This window comes from Caulobacter sp. DWR2-3-1b2 (genome assembly GCF_049896345.1).
In the GTDB taxonomy this organism is placed as follows: domain Bacteria; phylum Pseudomonadota; class Alphaproteobacteria; order Caulobacterales; family Caulobacteraceae; genus Caulobacter.
On sequence record NZ_JAFCUC010000003.1, the window covers coordinates 477,567 to 489,290 of the forward strand.

The 11,724-nt window shown below is 64.7% G+C and carries 16 protein-coding genes; 12 read left to right on the plus strand and 4 right to left on the minus strand.

The annotated features are described in order from the left end of the window. Positions 1-3: 3 nt before the first annotated feature. Together ACP694_RS11560 and ACP694_RS11565 are read right to left on the minus strand one after the other, a co-directional pair. Entirely contained in the window at positions 4-300 is a 297-nt protein-coding gene (locus ACP694_RS11560) for a HigA family addiction module antitoxin (RefSeq protein WP_426012496.1), read from the minus strand. Then, the gene (locus ACP694_RS11565) at positions 300-497 is read right to left on the minus strand and encodes a hypothetical protein (protein ID WP_426012498.1); all 198 of its coding nucleotides are present in this window, start codon (positions 495-497) and stop codon (positions 300-302) included. Before ACP694_RS11565 ends, ACP694_RS11560 begins: the two co-directional genes overlap by 1 nt. On the opposite strand from ACP694_RS11565, the gene ACP694_RS11570 reads away from it, so the two are divergent. The 3 genes from ACP694_RS11570 to ACP694_RS11580 are packed head-to-tail and all read left to right on the plus strand — an operon-like array spanning position 487 to position 2,237. Then, a complete protein-coding gene (locus ACP694_RS11570) occupies positions 487-1,248 on the plus strand; it encodes an HlyD family type I secretion periplasmic adaptor subunit (protein WP_426012585.1) in 762 nt (253 codons plus the stop codon). The genes ACP694_RS11565 and ACP694_RS11570 overlap by 11 nt on opposite strands. Next, the gene (locus tag ACP694_RS11575; protein WP_426012500.1) at positions 1,245-1,841 is read left to right on the plus strand and encodes a hypothetical protein; all 597 of its coding nucleotides are present in this window, start codon (positions 1,245-1,247) and stop codon (positions 1,839-1,841) included. Before ACP694_RS11570 ends, ACP694_RS11575 begins: the two co-directional genes overlap by 4 nt. A gap of 9 nt (positions 1,842-1,850) precedes the next feature. Continuing rightward, positions 1,851-2,237: a hypothetical protein gene (locus tag ACP694_RS11580; RefSeq protein WP_426012502.1), complete on the plus strand. Its 387-nt coding sequence runs from the start codon at positions 1,851-1,853 to the stop codon at positions 2,235-2,237. Here ACP694_RS11580 and ACP694_RS11585 read toward each other — a convergent pair. Further along, complete coding sequence (locus ACP694_RS11585; protein ID WP_426012504.1) at positions 2,234-2,374, minus strand: helix-turn-helix transcriptional regulator; 141 nt, start codon at positions 2,372-2,374, stop codon at positions 2,234-2,236. The genes ACP694_RS11580 and ACP694_RS11585 overlap by 4 nt on opposite strands. Before the next feature lie 100 nt (positions 2,375-2,474). On the opposite strand from ACP694_RS11585, the gene ACP694_RS11590 reads away from it, so the two are divergent. Next, entirely contained in the window at positions 2,475-2,843 is a 369-nt protein-coding gene (locus tag ACP694_RS11590; RefSeq protein WP_426012506.1) for a cupin domain-containing protein, read from the plus strand. A gap of 134 nt (positions 2,844-2,977) precedes the next feature. On the opposite strand, the gene ACP694_RS11595 is transcribed toward ACP694_RS11590, so the two are convergent. Continuing rightward, positions 2,978-3,865: a sensor histidine kinase gene (locus ACP694_RS11595; RefSeq protein ID WP_426012587.1), complete on the minus strand. Its 888-nt coding sequence runs from the start codon at positions 3,863-3,865 to the stop codon at positions 2,978-2,980. A gap of 418 nt (positions 3,866-4,283) precedes the next feature. On the opposite strand from ACP694_RS11595, the gene plsY reads away from it, so the two are divergent. The 8 genes from plsY (at position 4,284) to ACP694_RS11635 (ending at position 11,655) form a co-directional block, all read left to right on the plus strand. Further along, a complete protein-coding gene (gene plsY, locus ACP694_RS11600) occupies positions 4,284-4,946 on the plus strand; it encodes a glycerol-3-phosphate 1-O-acyltransferase PlsY (protein ID WP_426012507.1) in 663 nt (220 codons plus the stop codon). Further along, entirely contained in the window at positions 4,943-6,043 is a 1,101-nt protein-coding gene (gene dprA, locus ACP694_RS11605) for a DNA-processing protein DprA (protein ID WP_426012509.1), read from the plus strand. Before plsY ends, dprA begins: the two co-directional genes overlap by 4 nt. A gap of 149 nt (positions 6,044-6,192) precedes the next feature. Continuing rightward, positions 6,193-6,519, plus strand: a complete 327-nt coding sequence (locus ACP694_RS11610) for a DUF2442 domain-containing protein (RefSeq protein WP_426012511.1) — start codon at positions 6,193-6,195, stop codon at positions 6,517-6,519. Between the two features lie 255 nt (positions 6,520-6,774). Next, complete coding sequence (gene topA, locus ACP694_RS11615; protein WP_426012513.1) at positions 6,775-9,432, plus strand: type I DNA topoisomerase; 2,658 nt, start codon at positions 6,775-6,777, stop codon at positions 9,430-9,432. 49 nt (positions 9,433-9,481) lie between these two features. Beyond that, complete coding sequence (locus ACP694_RS11620) at positions 9,482-9,844, plus strand: hypothetical protein (protein ID WP_426012514.1); 363 nt, start codon at positions 9,482-9,484, stop codon at positions 9,842-9,844. A gap of 1,022 nt (positions 9,845-10,866) precedes the next feature. Continuing rightward, complete coding sequence (locus ACP694_RS11625; protein WP_426012589.1) at positions 10,867-11,109, plus strand: DUF6980 family protein; 243 nt, start codon at positions 10,867-10,869, stop codon at positions 11,107-11,109. 9 nt (positions 11,110-11,118) lie between these two features. Then, the gene (locus ACP694_RS11630; protein ID WP_426012515.1) at positions 11,119-11,313 is read left to right on the plus strand and encodes a hypothetical protein; all 195 of its coding nucleotides are present in this window, start codon (positions 11,119-11,121) and stop codon (positions 11,311-11,313) included. A 9-nt stretch (positions 11,314-11,322) separates the two neighbouring features. Then, positions 11,323-11,655: a ribonuclease E inhibitor RraB gene (locus ACP694_RS11635; RefSeq protein ID WP_426012517.1), complete on the plus strand. Its 333-nt coding sequence runs from the start codon at positions 11,323-11,325 to the stop codon at positions 11,653-11,655. The last annotated feature ends 69 nt before the right edge of the window (positions 11,656-11,724 follow it).

An 11,724-nucleotide genomic window follows, 5' to 3' on the forward strand; every position in this document is an offset into this window, starting at 1 on the left:
TAACTAAGCCGCGACCAGTTCGACCTTGATGTCCGCTTCATGAGCCCGCGCCTGGGCCAGATCGTGGGCGGCCTGCATCCGCACCAGGGTGTCGGCGCGCACGCCGAAGGCTTTTTCGAAGCGGATCGCCATGTCGGCCGACAGTCCGGCCCGGCCGTTGAGCAGGTTGCTCATGGCCTGGCGAGTGACCTTCAGCTTTCCGGCGGTCACGGTCACGTTCAGCCCATGGGCCTCGACGATCTCGGTGCGGAGCCACACGCCCGGATGGACGGTGAAGCTGGAATGAAGCTTGAGCGCCATCAGCGATAGTCCTCCCGGTCCATGTCCTCGATCGCGAGGGCGTCATCGATCCGAAATGTCATTCGCCAGTTCTTCGTCACCGTCAGCGACCAGACGCCCTCACGATCGCCTGTAAGCTGGTGAGCCCCGGAGCGCCGGGCCGGCGCGGAGGCCTCGGCCCGTTCGGCCCAGGCCGAGATCGTCAAGCTGGAGCGCACGCTTCCGATCCTCCAGCGGCAACTCGACGACCAGAAGATGCTGGAGGCCAAGGGCTATGGCGCCCGCCAAAAGCTCTTGCAGCAGGAACAGGCCATGGTCACCGCCGAGCAGGACCTGATCGCCCAGCGCGGCCGGCTGGACGAGGCCCGCGCCCAGGTCAGCTCCTTGTCACGCGACGGCGCGGAGCTGACCCAGTCGTTCGTCGGCCAGGCCGCCCAGGAACGCGCCGAGGCCGAGGGCCTGGCCGCCACCCGGGGCGACGCCCTGCGCAAGGCCCAGCAGAAGCGCGGCCTGCAGACCCTGACCGCCCCGGTCGGCGGCATCGTCCAGGCCGTTTCGGTGACGACGCTGGGCGAGGTGGCCGAGACCGGCAAGCCGGTCGTCACCTTGGTGGCCGACGGCGAGGCCCTGGTGGTCGAGGCCCTCGTTTTGGGCCGCGACATCGGCTTCGTCCACACCGGCGACCCCGCCGTCGTCAAGCTGGAGGCCTATCCGTTCACCCGCTACGGCGCGCTGAGCGGCCAAGTGATCCAGGTCTCGCCGGACGCCATCGTCGATGAAAAAAGGGGCTTGGTGTTTCCCGTCAGGGTGAAGCTGTCACGGGCGCGTCTTACGGTTGACGGCCGGCAAGCTTTGCTGTCGGCTGGCATGAGCGCTTCGGTCGAGATCGTGACGGGGAAACGGCGGGTGATTGATTTTGTGTGGTCGCCGGTGGCGAAGACGGTGTCAGAGGCGGGGAGAGAGCGGTGAAATTGATGGCATTCAACTCTTACCGCATGATCAACTTTATTTCATGCGGCCTATCAGTTGTTGCGGTAGCCGCGCTTTGGGGGTGTGAGCATAGATCTGAGGTTGATATTTCGAATGAAGAGTACTCGGTATCTTCATCGAAGGCCGAGAGCTGTTCTCTATTTTCAGAGATATTGAATATGGACAACCGGCTTATCGAAAAAAAACTTTCCGTCCGCGGAGAGAAGGTTTCTGACGAAAAACCATTCGAAGACATAATGCCAGGCGGGAAATTCTACGCGACCGCAACGGCTGGCCTTCGCCCCGACTCGCCGATGAGCGGCGACGTTACAGATAAGCCAATGCAGCATTATTACTTATCTCGCGTGTACAGAGAGGCCGGAGATTCGAGAAATGAGATCCGCAATCTGATGTTGTCTGCTCTGCCTCAAGAATCCTATGTTGAAATGCAGAGGAACGGGGGCCGATTTCACATTTCAATGAAGAAGATATATGGCTCATATCTGCCGGCCATTTGCCGACTTCAGAAAATATGCGCCGATATAGGCGAAAGCCGAAGTGTTCTGTCGTTTCAGTGCAATGCTAATTGGTAAAAAATAGCAATGCCCACTTCATTGGACGGCGCGATTGTTGCCTTACGTTACACGGCCGCAAATTATCAATATTCCGCTCCAAAGTCTTTCAGCGACAATGCCAATGCTATTATTAGGGATTTCGACGCGCGATGGAAATCGACGACGCTCCGTCGTCAAATCGAAGTCGGCGGGGCGGTGGAGCTGAATCCATTCTTCGCGAAGGGCGCGGCAAAGGGTTTCGCCAAGAAGATGTTTGGTAAGCGGGCCAAGTGGATAATTATACCGGGTATAACGGTTGGAGCCCAAGCTTCCACTGGGGGAGTTCCCACCGTTTCCGGAAAAGCTGGGGTTACTTGGTTGGGCTTTGGCGCGTCGCTCGGCGTAAAAGAGGGACACAAACTCTTTTCAGGCTAGGTCTCTAACTCAGCCGCGACCCGTTCGACCTCGATGTCGCCCTCATGAGCCCGCGCCTGGGCCAGATCATAGGCGGCCTGCATCCGCACCAAGGTGTCCGCGCGCACGCCGAACACCTTTTCGAAGCGGATCGCCATGTCGGTCTAGCCAATTCGGATTTGAATGGCCTGCCCCGATCCACGCAACCGCCCCGCGCCTTGAGGTATTCACGCGGTTCACAGACCAGCGGAGCGCGACATGGCCATCTTCAACAAAGACATCATCAAGCTGACGACGACCAACAAGAACTGGCAAAAGGAAGTCTATTTCGACAAGCAGGCTCAGATCGTCATGATGAGCATCCCCGTCGGCGAGGAAATCGGCGAAGAGACCCATGACGCCGACCAAACCACGTTCATCGCGTCGGGCGAGGGCCAGGCCGTGGTCGACGGCGCGCGATCGAAGCTGACCGAGAGCCACCTGATCGTCATCCCCAAGGGCGCCAAGCACAACATCATCAACAAGGGCGACGTCGAACTGAAGCTCTTTACCGTCTATTCGCCGCCGGCCGAGGACGAAGGCGTCAACTTCAAGACCAAGGCCGAAGCGGAAGCGGCGGAAGACTAGCGACGCGGCGCAGGCGCACCTCCGCTTTCGTCCAAGGCGGCCGACTGGATCAGGCCCGGTCGGCCGCTTGTTTCGATAGAGCGATTGTCTCTGGTCGCGACTCTTCAGTCCAGGGCGACGCGACGACCCCGTTCTCAGCGCGCGAGCCGGTCCCTGAGCATCCGCAGCGTGGCGATGACGCCATGCTTGGGCCACTCATAGGTTATGGACCCGCCCAGTTGCGCCGACATGCCCCGGGTCACGAGCTTGCTGCCGAAACCTCCGGTCCCGTCAGGCGCCTTGACGGGTGGGCCGCCGCGCTCGGTCCAGACCACCACGACGTCCTGCTCCTGCGCCGTGCACGACACGTCCAGCGTGCCGGTCCCGACCGAGAGTGCGCCGTATTTGAGGGAGTTTGTCGCCAGTTCATGGATGACCAGGGCCAGGGTGGTCGCCGCAGCCTCGCCGACGCCCATCCGGGGCACGGAGACGCGGATGCGGCCGCTGAACGCGCCGAGGTCGTCATAGGGCGCGAGAAGGACGGAAATCAGATCGCCGAGCAGCGCGGCCTTGCCGTGCTGGCCGGGTATGGGACGAACCAGGTCATGGGCGCGACCCAGGGAGGTCAAGCGCTCCGTCAGCTCACGAGCCATGTCCGTGGTGGTTTCCGTTGAGCGCGAGGTGATCGCGGTCAGGGACGAGGCGATCGTCAGAAGGTTCTTGACGCGGTGGCTCATCTCGCCGGCCAGCAGTTCGTTGGCTTCCTCCGCCTGCTTGCGGCCGGTTACGTTGAGGAACACTCCGGCCATCACGCGCGCGATGATCCCCTCGTCGTCGCCCTGGCCACGCGCCGAAATCCACCGGATCTCGTCCTCGACCATGACGCGAAAATCTATCTCATAGGGGCCGACGATCCCGCGCGTCGCGGCGAAGGCCGCATGAACCCGGTCGCGGTCGGCCGGGTGGATGTGAGCGGACAGATCCTCGAAACACACCGCCTTGGTGATCGGTACGCCCCAAAGGCCATAGCCAAGTTCGTCCATCACCAGTTGGTCGGAGTCGACATTCCATGACCAAAGGGCGACGCCCGCCGCAACAAGCGCCCGGCGGAGCTGTTTGGTATCCCACAGCTGAGGGTTAGATTGTGCAGCGGACAAAGGGCAAACTCTTTAGCTGGGGACCATTGGCGCCACGGGCCTCGCGGGGACCGGGGCGTATCCTTCTGAACGCTCGCTTGCGGCGAAAGGCTATACCGGCCCTATTTAGGGATAGATAACCGATCCGCACAGCCATGAGATACGCCCTTCTATATTCCGCCGCGCGAAGAGGCGCCGAGATCAGGGCGGGAAAACCGTGGAGTGCTTGCCGCACGCTCGGGTATAAAGCCGAAACCGGCGTTTTCGCGCTTGCCATGCTCCAGCCACGCCCGGCAACCTTCACCACACCCATAGGTCGCAAACCGTGCAAGATCTCGCCCAAGCCGTCTACCTGACCCTCGGGATCACGATCCTCGGCGGCTATCTGCTGGGCTCGATTCCGTTCGGCCTGATCGCCACGCGGCTAGGCGGGGCGGGCGACATCCGGCAGATCGGCTCGGGCAATATCGGCGCGACCAACGTGCTGCGCTCGGGCCGCAAGGACCTGGCGGCCATTACCCTGATCGGCGACGCCGGCAAGGGCGTGGTGGCGGTGCTCCTGGCCCGTTGGCTAAGCCACGGCAACCCGGCGATCATCGCCCTGGCCGGCGGCGCGGCCTTCACAGGCCACCTGTTTCCAGTCTGGTTGAAGTTCAAGGGCGGCAAGGGCGTGGCCACCTTCTACGGCGTGCTGTTGGCCGCCTGCTGGCCGGTGGGCGTGCTAGCGGCCGTGACCTGGCTGGCCGTGGCGGCCCTGCTGCGCCTCAGCTCCCTGGCCGCCCTGGTCGCCGCAGCCCTGGCCGCGCCGTTCGCCCTCGCCACCGACCAGCCCTATCCGTTCCTGGTCCTCTGCCTGTTCATGGCCGTGCTGATCTTCATCCGACACAAGGACAATATTGGCCGGCTGCTGAAGGGCGAGGAGCCCCGCATCGGCAAGAAGAAGACGGCCGAAGCGCCGCCTCCCCCAAGCACGACAGAGGGCGCGTGACGACTCGCCGCCTCTCGGACCCTGAGCGCCTTGCCTGGTTGAGGCTGGCGCGCACCGAGACGGTCGGCCCCGTCGCCTTCGAGCATCTTTTGCAGCGGTTCGGCTCCGCCGAGCGCGCCCTTCAGGCCTTGCCCGAACTGGCCCGCCGCTCCGGTCGGGCGGCGCCCCTGCGTTCGCCGCCCGAGGACGAAATCCTCCGCGAGCTGGAAACCGGCGCCAGGCTCGGTGCGCGGCTGATCTGCGCCTGCGAGCCGGACTTCCCCTCGCGCCTGGCCGCCCTCGATCCGCCGCCGCCGGTGATGTGGAGCCTCGGCCACGCCGAACTGCTGCCCCAGCCCAGTCTGGCCATCGTGGGGGCTCGCATCGCCTCGGCCGGCGGTCAGCGCTTCGCCCGACAGTTGGCTGCGGAGTTAGGGCAGCACGGCTATGTCGTCGTCTCGGGTCTGGCGCGCGGCGTAGACGGCGCGGCCCACGAGGGCGCCCTGGCGACCGGCACCGTGGCGGTGCTTGGCGGCGGGGTCTGTGACATCTATCCGCCTGAACACGCCGCCCTGCACGCCCGGATCGCCGGCGAAGGCGGCTGCATCGTCAGCGAAAGCGCCTGCGACCGGCGGGCCATCGCCAAGGACTTCCCGCGCCGCAACCGCATCATCTCGGGCCTGTCCCTGGGCGTCATTGTGGTCGAGGCCGAGCTGAAGTCCGGCTCGCTGATTACCGCCCGCCTGGCCGCCGAGCAAGGCCGCGACGTCTTCGCCGTGCCCGGCTCGCCGCTCGATCCCCGCGCCAGGGGTCCTAACGACCTGATCCGCCAGGGCGCGATCCTCTGCGAAAGCGTCGAGGACGTGCTGCGCTCGCTGTCGGGCCAGGCGTCCTTGCGCGAGCGCGAACGCACCTACGATCCCGACGAGCCGATGGATATCGACCACAACGCTCTGCGCGCCCAGGTGGCCGCCCTGCTCTCGCCCACCCCCGTCTCCCGCGACGAGCTGGTCCGCGCCACCCGCGCCCCGACCTCGGCGGTGATGGCGGCCTTGGTGGAGCTGGCCTTGGCGGAGCGGGCGGAGTTGCTGCCGGGCGGAATGGTGGCGGGGATTTGAACCCATCAAGATAGGGCAGTCTGTCGATGTTCACCGTTCATCGCGCTTCCGGGATGCGCATCGTCACATGAGGCGCGCGGATATTCGGCGCGCGATGGCGATCGTCGGGGAACTGCGTAACGATTTGCTGGCGCGCTAGAGAGGGGTTCATGGCTGACTCGACTGACACGGACATCGACGCCGCCATCGCGCTCGGTGACAAGCTGTCCCTGAATGAGCCGAGAGCGGCCTCCGCTCGCTACGACCAACCAACGGGTCGCATTGTCGTGGAGTTGGCCAGCGGATCGGCTTTCGCGTTTCCAGCGCGCCTTGGCCAAGGGCTCGAGGCGGCCACCGATGAAGAGCTGGCGAGGGTCGTCATTCCGGGGGCAGGGTACGGCCTGCACTGGGAAGCTCTGGACGTCGATCTGTCGATACCGGGGCTGGCCGCCGGCATCTTCGGAACCAGGGCTCACATGGCCAGGCTCGCCGGATGAGGCGCTTCCGCGGCCAAGGCTGCCGCAGCCCGTGCCAACGGCGCTAAGGGCGGGCGACCGCCCAAGACCAAAACCGCCTGACCGCCGCCGAGATATTCCTCTCTCTTAAGAGAGAGCCGCTCGCCAAATGCGGTGTTCGCCACAGCCGACGTTGACAGACCCCTGGCGCCGCCCCCACTTTCCGGCGCTTCGTCCAAGGTTCGCCCCAAAGGCGCGCCCGAGGCAGACCCCTTTCTCCCCAGGTCCAGAGTCCTAATGATCGTCGTCGTCGTCGAGAGCCCGGCCAAGGCCAAGACCATCAACAAGTATCTCGGCCCCGGCTTCACGGTGCTGGCATCCTACGGTCACATCCGCGACCTGCCGTCCAAGGACGGCTCGGTCGAGCCCGACAACGACTTCCACATGCACTGGGAGGCCGACGCCAAGGGCGCCAAGCGGATCGCCGACATCGTCGACGCCATGAAGGGCGCCGACGGCGTGATCCTGGCCACCGACCCCGACCGCGAAGGCGAGGCCATCAGCTGGCACGTGCTGGAGGTTCTGCAGAAGAAGAAGGCGGTGAAGGACAAAACGGTCAAGCGCGTCACCTTCAACGCCATTACCAAGACCGCCGTGCTGGAGGCGATGGCCCATCCGCGCGACATCGACATGGAGCTGGTCGAGGCCTATCTGGCCCGCCGGGCGCTCGACTACCTGGTCGGCTTCACCCTGTCGCCGGTGCTGTGGCGCAAGCTGCCGGGCAGCCGTTCGGCCGGACGGGTGCAGTCGGTATGCCTACGTCTGATCGTCGATCGCGAGCTGGAGATCGAGCGCTTCAAGACCCAGGAATACTGGACCGTCGAGGCCGATGTCACGGCCGGCGCTGATCCATTCCTGGCCCGGATGGTCAAGTACGAGGGCAAGAAGCTCACCAAGTTCGACCTCGGCAATGAGGGCTCGGCCCTGGCCGCCAAGGCCGCAGTCGAAAAGGCCGTATTCAAGGTCGCCGCCGTCGAGAAGAAGCCCGGTAAGCGCTCGCCCGCCCCGCCCTTCACCACCTCGACCCTGCAGCAGGAAGCCTCGCGCAAGCTGGGTTTCTCGGCCCAACGCACCATGCAGGCCGCTCAGAAGCTGTATGAAGGCATCGACATCGGCGGCGAGACCGTCGGCCTGATCACCTATATGCGGACCGACGGCGTGTCAGTGGAGCCCGAAGGCATAGCCGAGGCGCGCAGCGTCATCGGCAATGTCTATGGCGCATCTTACGTCCCCGAGACCCCGCGCTACTACAAGGCCAAGGCCAAGAACGCCCAGGAGGCCCACGAAGCCATCCGCCCGACCAGCCTGAGCCGCAACCCCGGCTCGCTGCGTCTGGAGTCGGATCTGGGCCGCCTGTACGAGTTGATCTGGAAGCGGATGATCGCCTCGCAGATGGAGAGCGCCCGCATCGAGCGGACCACCGTCGACCTGGAGAGCAGCGACGGCCAGACCGGAATGCGCGCCTCGGGCCAGGTGATCCTCTTCCCCGGCTACCTGGCAGTCTATGAGGAAGGCCGCGACGACGCCGATGACGAGGACAGCGCTCGCCTGCCGCTGATCGAGGAGGGGGCAACCGCCAAGGTCATCGACGCCCGGGCTGACCAGCACTTCACCGAGCCGCCCCCGCGCTATTCGGAAGCCAGCCTGGTCAAGAAGATGGAAGAGCTGGGCATCGGCCGCCCCTCGACCTACGCCTCGGTGCTGACTGTGCTGCGCGACCGCGAATATGTGCGCATGGACAAGCTGCGGTTCATTCCCGAGGACAAGGGCCGCCTGGTCACCGCCTTCCTCGAACAGTTCTTCCGCCGCTATGTGGAGTACGACTTCACCGCAGCCCTGGAGGAAAAGCTCGACCTGGTGTCGGACGGCAAGCTGGACTGGAAGGAATTCCTGCGGGACTTCTGGAAGGACTTCCACGCCGCCGTCGGCGAGATCGCCGAGCTGCGCACCACCAATGTGCTCGACGCCCTCAACGAGTCGCTGGGCCCGCACATCTTCCCCGACAAGGGCGACGGCAGCGACCCGCGCCTGTGCCCGACCTGCGGCACGGGGATGCTGTCGCTGAAGGTCGGCAAGTTCGGGGCCTTCATCGGCTGCTCGAACTATCCCGAATGCCGCTTCACCCGCCAACTGGCCACGAGCGAAGGCGAGGGCGAGGCGGAAGCCGCCGACAAGGAGCTGGGCATCAATCCCGAGACCGGCCGCGCCGTCTGGCTGAAGAACGGTCGCTTTGGCCCCTATGTCGAGGAGCCGCCGGCGACGGACAGCGCCGACAAGCCCAAACGCTCGAGCCTGCCCAAGGGCTGGACTCCGGCGGGGCTGGACCTGGAAAAGGCCCTGCGCTTGCTGTCCCTGCCGCGCGAGGTCGGGCTGCACCCCGACGACGGCAAGAAGATCACCGCAGGCCTCGGCCGGTTCGGACCGTTCGTGCTGCACGAGGGCACCTACGCCAATCTGGAGAACGCCGAGGAGGTGTTCGACATCGGCCTGAACCGCGCCGTCGCCCTGCTGGCCGACAAGCGGGCCGGCGGCGGGCGTCCTCAGCGGGGACAAGCCGCTGCCCTGGCCGACCTGGGCGTCCACCCGGATGACGGCAAGCCGGTGAAGGTGCTGTCGGGTCGCTTTGGGCCCTACATCAAGCACGGCGACACCAACGCCAATGTCCCCAAGGGCGCCGATCCGGCTGCCATGACTCTGGCCGAGGCCGTGGTGCTGCTGGCCGACCGCGTCGCCAAGGGCGGCGGCAAGAAGCCGGTGAAGAAGGCGCCCGCCAAGGCCAAGGCCGCCGCGGCCGATGGGGCGGCTCCGGCCAAGAAGGCGCCGGCGAAGAAGCCGGCGACCAAGAAACCGGCGGCGAAAAAGCCCGCCGCCAAGAAAGCCAAGGCCGAAGCGTAACGCATCTCGGCCACTTGGTCAGAGGAAGATTGGGGGTTAGGCTAGGCTCATGACGTCGTTGGAACGCCCTCTTCCTCTGCCCGTGGTGGTGCTGATCCTGGCGGCGATCAGCGTCGGCGGCTTCGCGTTCGGCCTGAAGGGCGCGCTGCTGAAGGAAGACCACCAGGCGGCCTCGACCGCGCCCCTGGCCGAGGTCTCCGGCGTGCCGGTCCGCGACGCCCAGCCGATGGTGGCGATCATCGCCCCGCCGCCGCCCGTCGAGGCGCCCAAGCCCAAGCCCGTCGAGGCCGTTGCGGAGACTCCGGCCGACGCCGCGCCGGCGGTCGAGGCCCCACCCGTCCCCACCGAGCCCGAAAAGAAGCCCGAACCCCCGCCCCAGACCACGCCGCAGCGCATCGAGGATCTGTACTAGGGCCGATCGCCAAGGTCCTCCCCCTGTGGGGGAGGCGATCGCGAAGCGATCGAAGGGGGAACGATTGGGATCGTCGATCGCAGTTCTGGCCGTCATCCGATCACTCCCCCCACCGTCGGCTTCGCCGACACCTCCCCCACAGGGGGAGGACCTTGTTCACGCACGACTTGGCCGCTTCACGCGGACGACCGCTGAAGGGGTGAGGAGGCGCGGAGCGGCCGGGCCAAGCCCGGATGACCGTGGGTTTAGAGTTTGCGTTTCGGCGTGGACCGACCGCTCCGCGAAACCGTTTGTCTCGAGGGACGACGATTGAGGGCTTGTTTCATCCCGGTCGTCGTTCCCCCTCGGACGGGCAGGATCAAAGTCGCCCGGAAGGGGCCGTCAGCGACTCCGACAGATCCTGGAACAGACCGGTTTGACTCCCGGCCCCGTCGACCCGCGCAGATCCCGGCGAGGTTTTGATGGGCGGCGGATTTCTCCGACAACCCACACCTGCCTCGCGCGTGGCCCTGCACGGCCCCGCTCGGTTCCACCTCCATCGCCGCTTCGGGTCGGTACCAAGCGCCCTCCTCCGCGACGGAGACAGGGTCCAGTATGAGGCCGTGGTGGGTGCGCCAGCGGTCGTGACGCTGATTATTTTATAGGGCGTTGGAATTGTTGAGGTTTGGGGTAGGCGATTGTGGGGATGGAGGGGCGTCGATCCCCACGAGCGGCGGCCCACGCCAAAAGCCCAGCCCCTTTCCCATTCGCCCGCAACGGCGAGGCCTCGGCTTAAAACCTTGATGGCGAGCTTGCTCTGGCGTCTGGCCGAGTCAAGGACGACGCTCTCGCGTCGCCGCGCCGCGGCGGCCCTTCGGGCCGTCCTTGACTCGGCCAGACGCCAGAGCTCCGATCCACCAAGGCTTTAAGGCGTGGCCGCATCCGGGGCGGATGCGGGCTTTGTTGGGAAGCGGACGTTCTGAAGGTCAGCTAGGGTTGGTTGCGGTCATTGACGCCGGATCGTTTTGGCGGTCTTGGAGGCCATGTCTTGCTGTGACCGAATGGCTTTCGACCTCAACCAAGTGTGTGCGTTGCACCGCGATCGTGCAGCGTGCCCGAACGCCATGATCGCCGAGGTTCGTGGTGGTTACGGCCTATATGTTCGGACGGGCGAGAACGGTTACGGTTCAAGTGTCATCGAGATCGGCTTCTGTCCGTGGTGCGGAACGGCATTGGCCCCGATCGCACAGACCGACCTATCGCAACTAACTTCAGATGAAGACTAAGGTGCTCGGATGATCAAGCTTGGCCAAAGCGACAAGTTTGCTGACGTACGCTTCTCAAGCGACGAGCTTGCCCTCATCAGCAATGCGCTGAACGAAGTTTGCAACGGTATAGATATCGATGATGCAGAGTTCGCGACACGCTTGGGCGGACAGCGGCAGGAAGTGCGGCAGCTCCTTGACGACCTCGGGTCATTGATCGGATAGGCAACCTCAATGAGCACCACTCTGAAAGTTGAAAACGAGATCGTGCTTCAAGGCATGGCTGCTCGCGGCGACGACCTCAGCAAAGCGCGGGTAGTTGATTACACCGCCGTGTTCGTTGACGAGGCGTCCGCCTTGACCTTCGCCCAGAGGGTTCAAGCCCTAGGCTACACGATCGATATCGAACTGAGCCAAGCTGTCGCTAGCCATCCATGGGACAGCGTCGCTAGTCGCAAAATGATACCCTCGCTAGACGGGATAACCGATGCGGAAGTTAGCCTTAGCATTATCGCTAGAGAGCTGAATGGGAGAATGGACGGATGGGGCTGCCTTAAGCCCGATTAGAGTCCGACTAAGGCCGAAAGCGTCCGCCAATCCAACAGCCGATTTCGGACACCGCATCCCCACCGCAGG